The sequence below is a fragment of the Polaribacter aquimarinus genome (assembly GCF_003129485.1).
GTDB lineage: Bacteria > Bacteroidota > Bacteroidia > Flavobacteriales > Flavobacteriaceae > Polaribacter > Polaribacter aquimarinus.
Window position 1 is genome coordinate 1 of sequence record NZ_QFFG01000003.1, and the last position, 16,221, is coordinate 16,221.

Annotated in this window: 15 protein-coding genes; 9 read left to right on the forward strand and 6 right to left on the reverse strand. The window is 30.5% G+C overall.

Translation table 11 applies throughout. The features are described from left to right. Window positions 1-261 precede the first annotated feature (261 nt). The 6 genes from DIS07_RS07210 (at window position 262) to DIS07_RS07230 (ending at window position 4,576) form a co-directional block, all read left to right on the forward strand. Window positions 262-876, forward strand: coding sequence for a hypothetical protein (locus tag DIS07_RS07210; protein WP_219930523.1), 615 nt, complete (start codon window positions 262-264; stop codon window positions 874-876). Window positions 877-1,032: 156 nt separating this feature from the next. Further along, window positions 1,033-1,506 (forward strand): hypothetical protein, encoded by a 474-nt coding sequence (locus DIS07_RS07215; protein ID WP_109404582.1) that lies wholly within the window; start codon window positions 1,033-1,035, stop codon window positions 1,504-1,506. A gap of 169 nt (window positions 1,507-1,675) precedes the next feature. After that, window positions 1,676-2,674 carry a 3-dehydro-L-gulonate 2-dehydrogenase gene (yiaK, locus tag DIS07_RS07220; RefSeq protein WP_109404583.1) on the forward strand — a complete coding sequence of 333 codons (999 nt, stop codon included), beginning with the start codon at window positions 1,676-1,678 and terminating at the stop codon, window positions 2,672-2,674. A 159-nt stretch (window positions 2,675-2,833) separates the two neighbouring features. Further along, a complete protein-coding gene (locus tag DIS07_RS15075) occupies window positions 2,834-2,989 on the forward strand; it encodes a hypothetical protein (protein ID WP_181374564.1) in 156 nt (51 codons plus the stop codon). Window positions 2,990-3,231: 242 nt separating this feature from the next. After that, window positions 3,232-4,110: an alpha/beta hydrolase gene (locus DIS07_RS07225; protein ID WP_109404584.1), complete on the forward strand. Its 879-nt coding sequence runs from the start codon at window positions 3,232-3,234 to the stop codon at window positions 4,108-4,110. Between the two features lie 67 nt (window positions 4,111-4,177). Continuing rightward, window positions 4,178-4,576 carry a hypothetical protein gene (locus DIS07_RS07230; RefSeq protein WP_109404585.1) on the forward strand — a complete coding sequence of 133 codons (399 nt, stop codon included), beginning with the start codon at window positions 4,178-4,180 and terminating at the stop codon, window positions 4,574-4,576. Here DIS07_RS07230 and typA read toward each other — a convergent pair. The 4 genes from typA to DIS07_RS07250 all read right to left on the reverse strand — a co-directional run bounded on the left by typA (window position 4,566) and on the right by DIS07_RS07250 (window position 9,252). Next, on the reverse strand, window positions 4,566-6,338 hold the full coding sequence (gene typA / locus DIS07_RS07235; protein WP_109404586.1) for a translational GTPase TypA: 1,773 nt from the start codon (window positions 6,336-6,338) through the stop codon (window positions 4,566-4,568). The two genes, DIS07_RS07230 and typA, sit on opposite strands and share 11 nt — an antisense overlap. A 100-nt stretch (window positions 6,339-6,438) precedes the next feature. Beyond that, window positions 6,439-7,782 carry a TlpA family protein disulfide reductase gene (locus tag DIS07_RS07240; protein WP_109404587.1) on the reverse strand — a complete coding sequence of 448 codons (1,344 nt, stop codon included), beginning with the start codon at window positions 7,780-7,782 and terminating at the stop codon, window positions 6,439-6,441. Window positions 7,783-7,801: 19 nt separating this feature from the next. Then, window positions 7,802-8,089, reverse strand: a complete 288-nt coding sequence (locus DIS07_RS07245) for an LETM1 domain-containing protein (RefSeq protein ID WP_109404588.1) — start codon at window positions 8,087-8,089, stop codon at window positions 7,802-7,804. After that, the gene (locus tag DIS07_RS07250; protein WP_109404589.1) at window positions 8,089-9,252 is read right to left on the reverse strand and encodes a proline dehydrogenase family protein; all 1,164 of its coding nucleotides are present in this window, start codon (window positions 9,250-9,252) and stop codon (window positions 8,089-8,091) included. Before DIS07_RS07250 ends, DIS07_RS07245 begins: the two co-directional genes overlap by 1 nt. A gap of 89 nt (window positions 9,253-9,341) precedes the next feature. Between DIS07_RS07250 and aroB the strand changes: the two genes are divergently transcribed. Next, window positions 9,342-10,400, forward strand: coding sequence for a 3-dehydroquinate synthase (gene aroB, locus DIS07_RS07255; protein ID WP_109404590.1), 1,059 nt, complete (start codon window positions 9,342-9,344; stop codon window positions 10,398-10,400). A 96-nt stretch (window positions 10,401-10,496) separates the two neighbouring features. Here the strand turns inward: aroB and DIS07_RS07260 are convergent, their stop codons facing one another. Both DIS07_RS07260 and DIS07_RS07265 read right to left on the reverse strand, forming a co-directional pair. Continuing rightward, window positions 10,497-13,010, reverse strand: a complete 2,514-nt coding sequence (locus tag DIS07_RS07260; RefSeq protein WP_109404591.1) for an outer membrane beta-barrel protein — start codon at window positions 13,008-13,010, stop codon at window positions 10,497-10,499. A gap of 173 nt (window positions 13,011-13,183) precedes the next feature. After that, on the reverse strand, window positions 13,184-13,636 hold the full coding sequence (locus DIS07_RS07265; protein WP_109404592.1) for a cold-shock protein: 453 nt from the start codon (window positions 13,634-13,636) through the stop codon (window positions 13,184-13,186). A gap of 243 nt (window positions 13,637-13,879) precedes the next feature. On the opposite strand from DIS07_RS07265, the gene DIS07_RS07270 reads away from it, so the two are divergent. After that, entirely contained in the window at window positions 13,880-14,551 is a 672-nt protein-coding gene (locus tag DIS07_RS07270) for a TetR/AcrR family transcriptional regulator (RefSeq protein ID WP_109404593.1), read from the forward strand. A gap of 4 nt (window positions 14,552-14,555) precedes the next feature. After that, on the forward strand, window positions 14,556-16,220 hold the full coding sequence (locus tag DIS07_RS07275; RefSeq protein WP_109404594.1) for a peptidase domain-containing ABC transporter: 1,665 nt from the start codon (window positions 14,556-14,558) through the stop codon (window positions 16,218-16,220). Window position 16,221: the final 1 nt, after the last annotated feature.

Here is a 16,221-nt window from a genome sequence, read left to right on the forward strand (position 1 = left end):
AGAAAAGAGAGAGGATTACCAATGTTGTCGAAGTCTAAAGCTTCACCGTGTATATTAACCTTAATTCTCTCTTTTATTCTTTCTGATTATATATCAAAATTAGTAAAAGACAAACTTAAGACGTGTAAAATTAATTGCTAGTACTCGCCTACTTACGAAAATCCTCGCGGATTTTCTATTCGGTTTGTATTTGCTAATTTAGTTGCTGAAACACGCAACGAAATCATACACAAACACGTTGTAAACAAGCTAAACCAACATATGAACTTCATTAAAAAACTTTTCGGAATAAATAAAAAAGAGGAAGAAGAATACTCTGGAAATTTTATTGTCGCAACTCTAAACGATAAAGTAATGCCAATCGATAGAGGAGAAATTTATGAAGACCCTTTAGACGAATTTATACAAACTAATGGAATTGGAGAAGTTACTGGAGGAGGAACTATGCAGTTAGAATCTGGGGAATTGGAGTATTGTGATGTAGAAATCCAATTAAATTCTGACGAGATAAATGAGAATCATATCAAATTAATCATTGAAAAACTGGAAGAACTTGGTGCACCAAAGGGTTCTAAACTGACAATAGAAAAAACAGAAGAAAAAATAGAGTTCGGAAAAAAGGAAGGTTTAGGAATTTATCTTGATGGAATAAATCTGTCAGACGAAGTTTATAAAAATTCTGACTCTGAAGCTTTGGCTGTAGAAATAAGAAAATTAGCGAATATTAAAGACAACGTACTTCGATATTGGCAAGGGAATGCAGAAACTGGATTATATTTTTACGGAGAATCATTTGAAAAAATCAATGAATCAATTGCTGATTTTGTAAAAACTCATCCTGAATGTGAAAATTGCCGAATTGAAAGAGTTGCATAAAAGCCAGTTTACAACAATGTATAACCGCAATTACGGCGGATTCGACTACGTCCGAATCCACTCTGTAATTGCTAAATCTGGTGCTTAAATCGAAAGGATATTGTATATTTATCCGTAACTGACGGTTATACGAGAACGTTGGCGTGCATTTGAGAAATGAATAAAACCACTAAAAAAATACTGATTTGGACATTTTCGATTATTGGAATCGGAATTATTGGATATATAGGTTTTGTTGGCTATGTGATGTACACTTTTGCGAGTGGTTGCGGAATGGATGACGGACCATTTAACGCTGTGTTAATTGACCAAACTATAATATCGGAAAACTCGGAAAAGTTTGAATTGAAAAATAACGGAATACTGATTTTGGACAATCGAACTGACTCGCTCTCGCCTACTTTGACTTTAAAAGAAAATGGAATTGTGAAATGGACTTTGGACACTGACACTCGAAATACAAAAGGCTATGAATCAACTCGAATTTGGAAAATCAGCAACGTAACAATAACCAAAAACACTGACCCAATTAAACTGAATTTTGCTGGACATTGGACTTATGGAGCGGAAGCAGGTTCGATGGAAATTGAAAGAGAAGATGGAGAAAATAGTTTCTGTTTGAGTTGGTAAAATAAAAACGACACGCCAACAATGTTTATAATTCATTGCTAGTTAAAGCCTACTTACGAAAGCCCTCGCGGACTTTCTATTTGTGTTTATTTGCTAACTTTAGCGCTTAAAACACGCAACAAATCTTACACAAACACGTTTTAAACAATTAAATAAGACAGAAGTATTCATGCGAATTTCTCCCGAAAACATTCAAAAAGTTCTTTTAGAACTTTTCGTTAAGTACAAATTCTCTTTAGAAAAAGCTCAATTGCTTGCTAATGTTTTTACTGAAAGCACAATAGATGGTGTGAGTTCTCATGGAATCAATCGTGTGCCTCTTTTTATTGAATATGTTAAAAAAGGAGTAATTAAAATTGATGCAGAAGCAGAAAAAGTGGCTACTTTTGGCAACATAGAACGTTGGGATGGTAATCTAGGTCCAGGTATTGTCAATGCAACAAAATGTACAAAAAGAGCTATAGAATTAGCAAAACAACATGGAATGGGAATGGTTGCATTGCGCAACACCAATCACTGGATGAGAGGTGGAACATATGGTAAACAAGCAGCTAATGCCAATTGTATTTCAATTCTTTTTACAAATACTAAACCAAACATGCCGCCTTGGGGTGGAAAAGACAGCAGAATAGGTAATAACCCCTTTGTGGTATCTATACCAAGAAAAAAAGGGCATATCGTATTAGACATGGCAATTTCACAATTTGCATTCGGTAAGATTAACGATTATAAATTAAAAGGTCAAAAGTTGCCCTACCATGGAGGTTGGGATGACAACAATGAACTCTCTAATGATCCTGATAAAATTTTATTAAAAGAACGCGGATTACCAATCGGCTACTGGAAAGGGTCTGCACTTTCTATTATACTAGATATGCTGGCCACTATACTATCTGCAGGAAACTCTACCTGCAAAATAAGTTCAAAAGAAATTGAGACTGCCATTTCTCAAGTTTATATCTGCATCTATCCTGAAGTTTTTAATGATAAAGGGCTACAACAAAAACTAATAGAAGAAATTATTGATTTTACCCATGACGTAGAACCGATAATTCCTGGAGACAGTATTTACTATCCAGGAGAACGAAGTTCACAAACCAGAGCCAAAAACTTAAAAGAAGGGGTTTTAGTCAACGAAAATATTTGGGGAAAGATTATGGCATTATAAAAAAATAAACAGACAAACAAATAATATGAAAAAACTTGTGCTTCTAACAATCTTAATCATTTCTTCATTTCAAGCAATTAATTCTCAAGAAAAAAATGAGAAAGATTTAATTTCATCTGGAAGATAGCATATTGAATATATGGGAATGGGTGGAAAAAAATGGATTTACCTTTAGAAATGCGAAAATTGAATTGGGTATTATTTCACAAAGGCGGAAAACAGGAAGGGATGGAAAACAGTCAAAAATATTTCGGGAAATGGGAATTTGACAAAAAAAAGAATAATAAAAACGAAAAATTTAAACGGAATAGCTGAACAAAAATAAATTTCTGTCTCAAAGAACAAATTAATTATTTCAATAAAAAAATAAAAATTTTGAAATGATAATGGGAATGAAAAAACAATAACACCAACTGATAGCATGTATAAAAAATTGCGAAATAGTGCTTAAAGAATTTAGTGGCATTTTTTGCTACTACTGATTTTTCTCCGAAAATTCCTCGTTGAAAAGCCGCAACCTATTATACAAAAAAAGTTGGGCATCAATATATTACGATATGAAGAAAAAATACTTTTTAATACTTTTTATCCTTTTAATAAAGACCTCTATTTTTGGTCAAAAAGGGAAAGTTTTTGAAAATCAAATTGTTCAAAGTGAAGTTTTGAACAGAGGAGTTAAATACAACATTTATTTGCCTCCGAATTATGATACTAAAAAAACATATCCAACAATCTATTTCTTACATGGATTTGGAGGAAATAATAATAGTCTCCATACTAAAGGTGTTTTCAAACTAATTGATTCATTAGTTGTAAAAGGGCGTTTTCCAGAAACAATTATAATTTCCCCTAATGGAGGCAAATCTTGGTATATAGACGACCATGCTGGTAAAGAGAAATTCGCAACAATGTTTATATCAGAATTTATTCCTGAAATGAAAAAAAAGTACGCACTAACAAAATCTTCTCAAAAAACAGTTGTTATGGGATTGTCAATGGGAGGGTTTGGAGCATTACGATTTACCATGTTAAATCCTGAAGAGTTTGGAATTTGTGTAAGTTTTATGGGTGCAATAAGTACAAAGAAACAAATGATTGAAGATTTAGAGAAATATTATCAACGCTTTCATGCCCATTTGTACGGAAAAAACCTGAGCCCAAAAGAAAGAATAAATGAAGTTTATGTGAATAACAACGCTCTCTATATCGCCGAAAAACTAGATGTGAAAATTCTGAAAAGTAAAAAATGGTATATCCAAACCTGTGATGACGATTTCCACTCACTTCCTAATGCAGAATTACATATCTTATTTCATCAAAAGAAAATTGAACATGAATTTAGGGTTACAAACGGAAAGCATAACAAAGCATGTGTAGATGATTCGATGTTAGATGCTTTAGACTTTATAAAAAACAATTTAAAAGAAGAAAAATAGTAGAATAAAAAAAAAGAATGGTACTAATGAAAAAAATAAAATTATTTACATCATCTTAATCGGATTTATGTTTATCTCTCGTTCGTTAGAAGATAATAATAAACCTCAATCAATAACAGAAGAGTTTTTAGTTAACGAACGTAATATTTGGCTTTTTGATCGATATGAATTGATTGAAAGGATGGATGATGGACTTGTTGGTTTTTTTTACATGGAAGAACAAATTGAAAATGAACAAAAAGATATTAGAATAAGAGTTGGTGGTTATTATGCTATTCAATTTCAACCAGACAAAACTGGAGCAGATCTTATTCTACAAAATAACAATACTCATGCATTAACAAATTTTAAATGGGAATTAATTGATGAAAAAACTGTAAATTCCAATAAAAAAGCTCAAGTTTATAACTTGAGCTTTTTTTATTTTTTTAATTGTTTATTATACAATAGTAAAACTACGGTCTAAAGTTAATTTTACGCATACGTAAACTTGCTGGAGTTACTTCTAAGTACTCATCTACTTTAATATATTCCATACATTCTTCTAAAGAGAAATCAATTTTTGGAGCAATCTTAACACTATCATCTGTACCCGAAGAACGAACATTAGTTAATTTTTTTCCTTTAATTAGATTCACTCCCATATCAGTATCTTTACTGTTTTCTCCAACTACTTGACCAATGTAAATATCTTCATTCGGATCGATAAAGAAACGACCTCTATCTTGTAACCTGTCAATAGCATATGCAGTTGCTTTACCAGCAGCAGATGAAACAATAGCACCTTTAATATCTTCAGTAAACTCTCCTTTAAATGGTCCGTATTCACTAAATCTATGATTAATAATTGCTGTACCTGCGGTAGCTGTTAAAATTTTATTACGTAAACCAATTAATCCTCTAGATGGAATTGTAAACTCTAAGTGTTGTAAATCTCCTTTAGGCTCCATTACTAACAAATCTCCCTTACGTAAAGAAACTAAGTTAATCGCTTTAGAAGCTACATCTTCAGGAACATCTATAGATAACGTTTCGTAAGGTTCAGATTTTACACCATCAATTTCTTTAATAATTACTTGTGGTCTACCAACTTGTAACTCATACCCTTCTCTACGCATGGTTTCTATCAATACTGATAAGTGTAAAACTCCACGTCCAAAAACATTAAATTTATCTTCTGAATCAGTTGTATCAACTCTTAACGCTAAGTTCTTTTCCATTTCTTTAAACAACCTGTCACGCAAATGACGAGAAGTAACAAACTTACCTTCTTTACCAAAGAAAGGCGAATTGTTAATGGTAAACAACATACTCATTGTAGGCTGATCTACTTCAATTCTTGGCAATGCTTCTGGGTTTTCTAAATCGGCAATGGTATCTCCAATTTCAAAACCATCAATACCTGTAATTGCACAAATATCTCCGCTTCTTACCTTAGCTACTTTAGCTTTACCCATTCCCTCAAAAATGTGCAATTCTTTAATTCTAACTTTTCTAGTAGAACCATCTGCCTTACACAACATATAATCTTTATTCTCTTCTAGATCTCCTCTGTACACACGTCCAATTGCAATTCTTCCTGTAAAAGAAGAAAAATCTAAAGATGTAATTTGCATTTGTGGAGAACCTTCTCTGTAAGGTGCTTCTGGAATTGATTCTAAAACAGCATCTAATAACGGGATGATATTATCTGTTGGTGCTTCCCAATCTTCACTCATCCAACCGTTCTTAGCAGAACCGTAAATGGTAGTAAAATCTAACTGTTCTTCTGTTGCTTCTAAAGCAAACATTAAATCAAATACTTTTTCGTGAACTAAATCAGGTGTACAGTTTTCTTTGTCTACTTTATTTACAACCACAATTGGTGTTAAACCTAACTCGATTGCCTTACCTAATACAAAACGCGTTTGTGGCATTGGCCCTTCGAAAGCATCTACTAATAATAAAACACCATCTGCCATTTTTAAAACACGTTCTACTTCTCCACCAAAATCGGCGTGACCAGGAGTATCAATTACATTAATTTTAACATCTTTATAGTTTACAGAAACGTTTTTAGAAAGGATTGTAATACCTCTTTCGCGTTCTAAATCGTTGTTATCTAACAATAAATCCGTACGTTCTTTACGATCGTCTAAGATTTTAGCTTGGTCAATTATTTTATCGACTAAAGTTGTTTTTCCGTGGTCAACGTGCGCAATAATTGCGATATTTCTAATGGATTGCATATGTGCCTTCTTAAATTTCGTGCAAAAGTAGTCTTTTATTTAAGATTAATAACAAATTGTGTATAATGATTTTAAAAAAGAGCACTAACTTCAAATGAAGTTATTTCAAAATATCATCTAATAATTCAATAGTTTTTTGAAAAGAAGGTCTTGGAGCCTCTGGGTCAAGAATTTTGCCTTTATCGTCTATTAAAATAAATCTAGGTATTGATTTTACGTTATATGCATTCATAAACTCACTATCGAAAGAATTATCAGCAAAAAGCTGAATACCACCTAACTCTTTTTTCTCTATAAAATTTTTCCAAGTTTTCTTCTTTTTTTCTTTATCAACAGAGATACTAATAAAAACTATATTCTTATCTCTATATCTTTCCTCTAATTTCTTGAGGTAAGGAACTTGTTTTATACAAGGAGCACACCAAGTTGCCCAAATATCAATGTAAATATATTTCCCTTTAAAATCGTCAATACTTACTATTTTGCCTTGGTTGTCTTCATAACTGAATTTATGTGAAATGACTCCTTTGACATTTTTTTTCGAACTTTTAGATTCCTCAAATTTTTTTTCTGCCGCTTCTAAAAAGGGTTTGTGAGTAACAACTTTTCTAAAAAATTTTAAATACATCTCACCTTTATCTGATGATAGTTTTGAAAAACATCCATTAATTAAAGTAATTCCTATTTCTTGCGAAGGTACGCGTCTTAATACTTTAAACATATCATCTATATTATCAGCTTTATCAAGCTCTTTACTCCAATAAGAATTTACGATATATCTATAGTATGGTTGATTTTTATATTCTTTTAAATTATTAATATCTAAGTCTTTGATAGGCTGTTTAAAATTTTCAGACGTCGATATTTCTTCTCCTAAATAAAATTTATGATTAGATTCAAAATTTTTTATTGATAATAATCTTTCATATTCTAAAGATTTCAGTTCTATCTTCTTAAAAAAGTGTTCAACATTATATTCTTCAAGTAGTTTTAAATGGATATTTTTTACTTTCTGGATATTTTCCAAATACCTATTCTCGTCAACTTTGTAAAATACTTCCAAGTTATCAGTTAACTCTTTTTCTTCTATTGATTTAATTGCTAAATAATTGTTTCTATTAGATCCTGTACCAGTAAAATTTAAAGTCTTTTCGAAATTATTTGCATCAAAACTTATGTAAATTTTATCCTTTGGAAATAAATATACATATGCTGTACTTCTTCCATACTCTAAAAAATAATATCCTTGTTCAAGTTTAGTAGACATTTCGAAATTTCCATTATCATCTAGTTTTGCAGTTATTAATACACGATGATTCAAATGAGAAACCGTAATATTTTCTATGGTCTTATTTTCTACATTTCCAGTTATATATACTTTACCTGATTTTGCAAATAAAGTATTGTTTAGTAAGATAAACAATAGTATTAATTTCTTTTTCATGTTTGTTGTTAGTTATAAACTATTCTTCTATATCTTCTTGAAATGCTGATGGTAAAATATCTGGAATCAATTTAATTAAAAGTGGTAATAGTAAAGCTCCACCTGGCAATAAAAATACTGCCAAAGCTGGTATTGCTTTACAGATATCTAATAGCTGAATTTTTATTTTTTCTTTTTCTTCGTCTGTTAAATGAGTGTGTGTAGATTTTCGAATAAGTTGCATAGCCTCTTTACTTTGAGACAATTCTTGCATTAATCTTAACTTATTTCTATGCAATAGTGCTTTTATTTCTTCTACGGTTTGCATTATAATTTTCTACGCTTACGTTCTGTTTTTAATAAATTCAACTCTCTACTGGTTTGTCCTGCAACAGAGGTGTTTTCTTCCGCTCTTCGAATTAAATACGGCATTACATCTCTTACGGGGCCGAAAGGTAAGTATTTTGCTACATTATAGCCTTGATTTGCTAAATTATAACTAATGTGATCGCTCATACCAAATAACTGTCCAAACCACATGCGCATATCGTTATTTTTAATATTGTATTTTTTTGCCAAATCTATTAATAAATAAGAACTTTCCTCGTTATGAGTTCCTGCAAAAAGAGCCATTTTAGGATGCTCCATCATATAAGCAATAGCTTTATTATAATTAATATCTGTAGTTTCTTTGTCTTTACAAATAGGTGATGAATATCCTTTATCTTCTGCTCTTTCACGTTCTTTTTCCATATAAGCACCACGAACTACTTTTAACCCTATATAAAAGTCTTTCTGTTTTGCTTTAGCATGTAATTTTTTTAAATACTCGAGACGATCGTGTCTATACATTTGTAGTGTATTAAAAACAATCGCTTTTTCTTTGTTGTAGATTTCCATTAAATCTTCAATCAATTCGTCTGCTGCTTTTTGCATCCAACTTTCTTCTGCATCGATTAATAAAGGAACATCTTTTTCTAATGCAGCTTTACAGACTTTATGGTAACGTTCTTCTACTCTATTCCATTCTGCTTTTTCTTCTGATGATAAAGTTGCTCCTTCTGATATTTTTTGATACAAAGCAAATCTTCCAAATCCACTAGGTTTAAAAACTGCATAAGGAATAGATTGCTTTTCTTCACAAAAATTTACAATCTTAAGTATTTTTTCTAAAGCTCCATCAAAACTAACTTCTTGGTCTTTCCCCTCTACAGAATAATCTAAAACACTGTGCACATTTCCGTTATTGTACATATTATCGATAATTGGCAAACAATCCTCTTCTGTTACACCACCACAAAAATGATCAAAAACTGTTGAGCGAATTAAACCTTCTACTGGTAAATGGACTTTTAAAGCAAAATTAGTTACAGCAGAACCTATTTTTACCATTGGCTCATTTTGTATCATTTTAAATAAAAAATAGGCGCGTTCTAACTGCGAATCCGTTTTTAAAGCAAATGCAACTTCTGTGTTGTCAAAAAGGTTCATACTACATCGATTTAGTAAAAACAAATATAGCATTTGAATGGTAATTATTGAATAATTTCTATTTAATTTGCAAACTCAATTATTTAGTAATGGAATCTATACAAGCAGTTACATATCCTGTTCATTTTCAAGAGAAAGGCTATACAGCACTTTCTAATTTAGTGACAACAAAAAACTATTCTACTATCTTTATTTTGGTTGATGAGAATACTTTTGAGCATTGTTACCCAAAATTTATTCCAAATTTTGATACTGACAAACCTATCGAAGTCATTGAGATTGAATCTGGTGAAATCAATAAAAACTTAGAAACTTGTACTGGTGTCTGGAATGCAATAACCGAACTAGGTGGCGACAGAAAAAGTCTATTAATTACATTAGGTGGAGGTGTAATTACAGATTTAGGTGGATTTGTAGCTTCGTGTTTTAAGCGTGGAATCGATTTTGTAAATATTCCAACTACACTTTTATCAATGGTTGATGCTTCTGTAGGAGGCAAAACTGGTGTAGATTTAGGTGTATTAAAAAATCAAATTGGTTTGTTTGCAAATCCAGAAATGGTAATTGTTGATAATGCATATTTAAGCACAGTAGAAGAAAGAGAAATTAAATCTGGAACAGCAGAAATCATTAAATATGGGCTAACCTACGACATTAAACTATTTAATGAAGTAAAACAAAATAAATACTTAAAAATCAAAGACTTAATATTTAGATCTATAGAAATAAAAAATGAAGTTGTATTACAAGATCCTAAAGAACAAAGTTTACGCAAAATATTAAATTTTGGACATACTTTAGGACACGCTATAGAATCTTTTTATCTAGAGTCTGAAGACAAAGAAAACTTAACTCACGGAGAAGCCATTGCTATTGGAATGGTTTGTGAAAGTTACATATCTTCTAAGTTATTAGGTTTTCCCTCAGAAAAAGTTGATGAAGTTAAAGAAGTAGTTTTATCCATTTACAACAAAACGAATTTGTTACAAGAGGATTTTTCTAAAATTATGGATTTATTAAAACACGATAAGAAAAACGTTAACGGACAAGTAAACTTTGTGTTACTAAACAATTACGAAGATTTTAAAATTGATTGTAAAGTACCAGAAGACTTGATAGTTGAAAGTATGGATTTTTATAATAACTAATTCTTTAGAAAAATTATTTTAAAAAAGCAACAGGCTTAAATTCATAAAAAAATCCTTCAAATTAAAATTTGAAGGATTTTTTATTGTTATTTTTTGTTAGAACTCGCGTTTTCCGAACTCACTATCAATAAACTTCGATTTGTTTTTAGCCGCATTAAATGTATAAGACAGGTTTAAAGTAATCATATCTACTTCATACACGTAGTTAGTAGTGGTATAAAACTGATTTGGTCTTGAGGTCGTAATTCTTTGCTCATTGGTTTTAAACAAACCCATGTCAATATTTTGCCATTGTAAAGTGGCTGTTAATTTATCCTCCATAAATCGTTTTCTAAAAGTAAGATTTGGTGAGTAAAAACGAGAATCTTCTCCCATTGCTGTAACTCTATCAGACAAGTAATTAAACGTGAATTGCACAGAAGCGTTTTGCCAAAAATTATAGGTTGAGTTTAAGTTGATAGAATAAATCGTAGAATTTGTGTCAATATGGTAATTGCGTTCAACTCCATCTCTATGTCTAAAGTTTAAAACACCATCAATAGCATAATTATAGACATTTACGCCAATAAAATTGGTCCAATTTTTAGTTGGTTTTAAAGTAGCTCCAATTTCTAACCCAATAGAATTACTCTTCCCAACATTAGAATATACTCTATTAATAATGCTATCTATAACAGCACCATTAGATTGATACGCTAAGGTATTTACACGATTAATTACATTATCAACATGTCTAAAATAAGCGGTTGCATACACAGAGTTTCCTCCTTTTAACTTTTTAGTGATACCTAACTCTAGCAAATCAATAAATTCTGGTTGCAAAGTATTATCTCCTTGTTCAAAAACCTCAGAATGTTCGCGTTCTGCAAAACTATTCATCTTAAAAGTAGTGGTTCTTTCTACTCTTTTACTATACGCTGCTTTTACGTTGGTTTTATCATTAACTTTATACTGCAATGATGCTGATGGAAACAACTTTACAAAATCTAAATCGTATACATTTTCTTTTCCATCGCTTCTTAAAGTCTCTTTATACTCTCGATCCATAGATTCTAAACGAACTCCAGCATTGTAATCCCATTTGTTTTTTGCTCCAGAAACCTGAGCATAACCAGAATGAATGATTCTTTTTAAACTTACATCACTTGAAAATTCAGGAACTAAAACTCCATCTCTTTCATATACAAATTTACCAGTATGGTCTAAGTTTCTAAATTGATAACCGGTTTCTAACGTTCCGAATGAAAAAGGTTCCCATTGATAATCTAAGTTAAAACGTGTTCCATATAAGGGATTATCATTGGTATTAAATTCTCGTTGATAGACAATATTTCTATTAGGTTCCCCTAAATTATCATTCTCTGTAGGTCCTCCTAAAAAGGTATATTCATACAAAAATGAAGTTGACAATTTTGATTCATCATCAAATTTATGAGCATAATCGAAACTACCTAAGGCAAAATCTCCTTTTCGAACTCTTAAGTTATGATTGTAATAAGTAAAGTCATACAAACGATTATTACTCCCTATTGGAGAAATCGCATGATTGCTATACACAATATCTGCTAATCGCTCTTTAGTACGTTTTCCTGCAAAAAATCCAACAGAAAAACTATTCTTATCATCTGGAGTATAATCTACATTAAAACGTCCGTTATAAGTAATTTCATCAAAACTACGCTCGCCATCAGAAGGCAAAAAAGTAGTTTTATTGTCAGGAGTATTCACAATAAACATATCTCCTTCTCTTCTACCTGTTTTATCGTTTCTTTGATAACTCGCTCCAAAAGATAAATTCCATTTTCCTGTTCTTTTGTTGATGGTTGCATCAATACCGTATCTTTTTGCTGCTACTTTTGTATCATAATCCTCAATAGAAGGAAATCCTCCACGTACATTTATTTGTGCAAAAGTTCCGTCAATAGCACCTTTTTTAGTGATAATATTTAAAATACCTCCTTTTCCTTCAGGATCATATTTTGCAGAAGGAGCAGTAATTAACTCTATAGTTTCTAATGCATTTGCTGGTAATTGCGCTAAAATTGAACTTGCATCTCCTTGTGTTGGTTTTCCATTAATTAAAACTGTAAAACCTTTACTTCCTCTCACGCTAATATCTCCTAAACCATCTATGGTTACAGAAGGTAAATTTTTAACTACATCTACTGCATTTCCACCAATAGTGCTTTGGTATTTTTTGGTATCAAATACTTGTCGGTCAATTTTATGCAAAACCGTGTTTTTTTCAGTTTTAATAACAACTTCACTTAATTGATTATTTGTACTTAAAGATAATTTTACAATTCCAACATCTTTTTTTTCTCCTTTTCTTTGAGTAATAACAGCATCAATTCTTTGAGATTTATAACCTATAAAAGAAACTTCTATATAATAATTTCCTGATTTTACATTAGCTATAGAAAACTGACCTTTGCTATCGGTTACAACTCCGGTAATTAAACTTTTAGAATTGGTTTGATACAAAGCAATTGTTGCATATTCTAAAGGATTATTATCAGCAGCTTCTATAACTTTACCAGTAATTTGAGCCGAAATAAAAGAAGTTGAAATAAATAAAAATAAAACTATAAAATGTTTAAAAAGTTTCATAAGTATCTTAGTTAAAAGTTTGTTTTTCTGCTGCGAAAATACTTTAATATTTAAATATAATCTTGTCTTTAAACTAAAAAATAAGGATGTTTTAATTTTAAAAGCAATTCTATGATAAACATAAAAATCCTTCTCAAAAAAGAAGGATTTTATAAATTTTATGTACAAAAAGATTAAATCTTTGTCACTTTAACGGCATTCATTCCACGCATTCCTTTTTCTAACTCAAAAGAAACCTTATCGTTTTCTGAAATTTGATCAATTAAACCGCTAACGTGTGTAAAATATTTTTCTCCATCAACAGCATCTATAATAAAACCAAATCCTTTAGAAGTATCAAAAAAAGAAACTTTACCCTTTCTAACAGGATCTTCTTCTGGTAAATCTTCTTTCTTAGTCGTAGAAATTTGAATGTCTTCTAACTCATATTCTACCTTTAAATCTGGATCTGGTGGAGAATCAGTTAAGTTTCCATTATGATCTACATAAGCAAATTGGATTCCTGATGTACCACTTTCTTCTTTGGCAGCTTTTCTAGCTTCCATTTTTTTACGCTTGTCTTCGCGCTTTTTTAAACGTTTCTTTTCTTTTTCACTTTTACTAAATGTTTGTTGCGATTTTGCCATTAAAAATATAAGAGTATTAAGTTATTACTGGTTAAGGCAAAATACTTAATTAAAAAATCAAAATAAACCTAAGCTAACTGTTATAATGAGAGGAGAGTATTCTTTCTTAACCTTACAAAGATAGTATTTCTTTATTGTTTAGAGATGTTTTTAACACTTCTATGTTAAAAAAACATTAAAACTCTAGTAAAACTATCAATTAATGAAAGTAATACTATTATATTTGCAAACAAACCAAAAACAATGAAAGATTTATTATCAGTTTTAAAAATTTCTGTTCCTGATAAAATATTTATAAAAGATCCAGAAACTTCAAATTTAGGAAAACGAATTGTAGAACATAGTATTACACTTATTAACCAAATAGGATTTGAAAGCTTTACTTTTAAAAAATTAGGCACTAAAATAGGTTCTAATGAAAGTTCTATCTATAGATATTTTGAAAGTAAGCACAAATTATTACAATACTTATCTTCTTGGTATTGGGCTTGGTTAGAATATCAATTAGTTATAGAAACATTTAGCATTTCTAATGCCAAAGAAAAATTGGACAAAGGAATTACTATAGTTACTAGAACTGTAAAAGAAGATTCTAATTTTTCTCATATCAATGAAACTATTTTATATAAAATAATTGTAAATGAGAGTTCTAAGTCGTTCTTAACAAAAGAAGTAGATTCTGAGAACAAAGAAGGCTATTTCGAAATTTACAAAAGAGTAATTACACGAATTGCTGATATGATTTTGGCCGTAAAAAATGATTATAACTTTGCACTTAGTTTGGCTAGCACAATAATAGAAGGCGCTTTACATCAGCATTATCTAAAAGAACATTTTCCGTCCATCACTAATTGTAATGATACAAAAACACCTACTCAATTTTTTATTCAACTCACAAATAATTCATTAAAATAAACATATGAATAACAAACAGTTAACCCCTTGGCAACGTTTTGTTGGCTTGTTAAAACTTGAAAGAAGAGATATACTTCAAATCTTTTACTATGCAATTTTTGGTGGTGTTGTTGCACTTTCTTTACCTCTTGGTATTCAAGCAATTATTAATTTAATTCAGGGTGCTCAAATCTCTACATCTTGGATAGTTTTGGTTATTGTAGTTACGCTAGGGGTAATTTTTTCTGGAGCATTACAATTAATGCAATTAAGAATTATAGAAACAATTCAACAAAGGATTTTTATGCGTTCTTCTTTTGAATTGAGTTATCGTTTTCCAAAAATTAAAATGACTGAATTAAGAAACTATTATCCTCCAGAATTGGCAAACCGTTTCTTTGATACTTTAACAATTCAAAAAGGATTATCAAAAATATTAATAGACGTTCCAACAGCATTATTACAAATAGTATTTGCATTGATATTGCTATCATTCTATCATCCATTTTTTATAATATTCGGAATATTATTACTAATGTTAATATATGTAGTATTCAAATTTACAGCACAAAAAGGTCTAGAAACCAGCCTCGTAGAGTCAAAAAACAAATATAAAGTAGCACATTGGATTCAAGAAGTAGCTAGAACTGTTGTCAGTTTTAAGTTATCTGGAAACACCAACTTGGCTTTAAAAAAAAATGATGCATTAGTAAGCAAATATTTAGAAGCAAGAGAGAATCATTTTAAAATATTGATTTTGCAATTTACTCAAATGATAGGGTTTAAAGTAATTGTTACAGCTAGTTTGCTGTTAATAGGTGGAGCTTTAGTATTAAATCAAGAAATGAACATTGGACAATTTGTAGCCGCAGAAATTATTATTCTTCTGGTAATTGCCTCAGTAGAGAAGCTAATTATTGGTTTAGAATCATTTTACGATGTTTTAACATCAATTGAAAAAATAGGTCAAGTTGTAGATAAAGAATTAGAGCCACAAGAGGGAGAAACACCTATGTTTAAAGAAGGTTTAACCATAGAATTAGATAACGTATCGTACAATGTTAACAACCGCGAAAAGCATATTATCAAAGATATTTCCTTAAAGCTAGAACCTAAAAGTAGAATTTTAGTAATGGGAGAAAGTGGTGCGGGGAAATCTACATTACTACGATTAATTTCTGGGGTAACTCAACCAACTGCTGGCAATATATATGTTAACAATTTATCTTTAAGTAGTTTACATTTAAATCATTACCGCTCTCAATTAGGTTTATCTCTCTCAGATGAAACTCCATTTGAAGGCTCTATAAAAGACAACTTAATTTTTGGAAATCCAGCTATTAACGATGATACTATTTTTAAAGTTTTAGATATTGTAGGGTTATCTCAATTCTTAAAAGAACAACCTAATGGTTTGGATACTGTTTTGTATCCTGAAGGAAAACAAATGTCTTACACTATTGCTAAAAAAATTATTTTGGCAAGAGCTATTATAAAACAACCTAAGGTGATGATTTTAGAAGACCCATTAGATCAATTTATCTTAGAAGAAACTATAGAAATTATAAAATATTTGACTGCTCCTGAAAGACCTTGGGCATTAATTGTTGTAAGTAGTAAAAAAAGTTGGAGAACGCAATGTAGTCAAACAATTACGTTAGAAAAAGGAGAAATTAAATCTATTAATTAAC

Bases quoted from the DNA above. Each gene is read 5' to 3' on its own strand.
- DIS07_RS07240 (WP_109404587.1), bottom strand. From the start codon at position 7,782: ATGAAAAAGAAATTAATACTATTGTTTATCTTACTAAACAATACTTTA.
- DIS07_RS07215 (WP_109404582.1), top strand. From the start codon at position 1,033: ATGAATAAAACCACTAAAAAAATACTGATTTGGACATTTTCGATTATT.
- aroB (WP_109404590.1), top strand. From the start codon at position 9,342: ATGGAATCTATACAAGCAGTTACATATCCTGTTCATTTTCAAGAGAAA.
- DIS07_RS07230 (WP_109404585.1), top strand. From the start codon at position 4,178: ATGTTTATCTCTCGTTCGTTAGAAGATAATAATAAACCTCAATCAATA.
- typA (WP_109404586.1), bottom strand. From the start codon at position 6,338: ATGCAATCCATTAGAAATATCGCAATTATTGCGCACGTTGACCACGGA.
- yiaK (WP_109404583.1), top strand. From the start codon at position 1,676: ATGCGAATTTCTCCCGAAAACATTCAAAAAGTTCTTTTAGAACTTTTC.
- DIS07_RS07270 (WP_109404593.1), top strand. From the start codon at position 13,880: ATGAAAGATTTATTATCAGTTTTAAAAATTTCTGTTCCTGATAAAATA.
- DIS07_RS07225 (WP_109404584.1), top strand. From the start codon at position 3,232: ATGAAGAAAAAATACTTTTTAATACTTTTTATCCTTTTAATAAAGACC.
- DIS07_RS07275 (WP_109404594.1), top strand. From the start codon at position 14,556: ATGAATAACAAACAGTTAACCCCTTGGCAACGTTTTGTTGGCTTGTTA.
- DIS07_RS07260 (WP_109404591.1), bottom strand. From the start codon at position 13,010: ATGAAACTTTTTAAACATTTTATAGTTTTATTTTTATTTATTTCAACT.
- DIS07_RS15075 (WP_181374564.1), top strand. From the start codon at position 2,834: ATGGATTTACCTTTAGAAATGCGAAAATTGAATTGGGTATTATTTCAC.
- DIS07_RS07210 (WP_219930523.1), top strand. From the start codon at position 262: ATGAACTTCATTAAAAAACTTTTCGGAATAAATAAAAAAGAGGAAGAA.
- DIS07_RS07265 (WP_109404592.1), bottom strand. From the start codon at position 13,636: ATGGCAAAATCGCAACAAACATTTAGTAAAAGTGAAAAAGAAAAGAAA.
- DIS07_RS07250 (WP_109404589.1), bottom strand. From the start codon at position 9,252: ATGAACCTTTTTGACAACACAGAAGTTGCATTTGCTTTAAAAACGGAT.
- DIS07_RS07245 (WP_109404588.1), bottom strand. From the start codon at position 8,089: ATGCAAACCGTAGAAGAAATAAAAGCACTATTGCATAGAAATAAGTTA.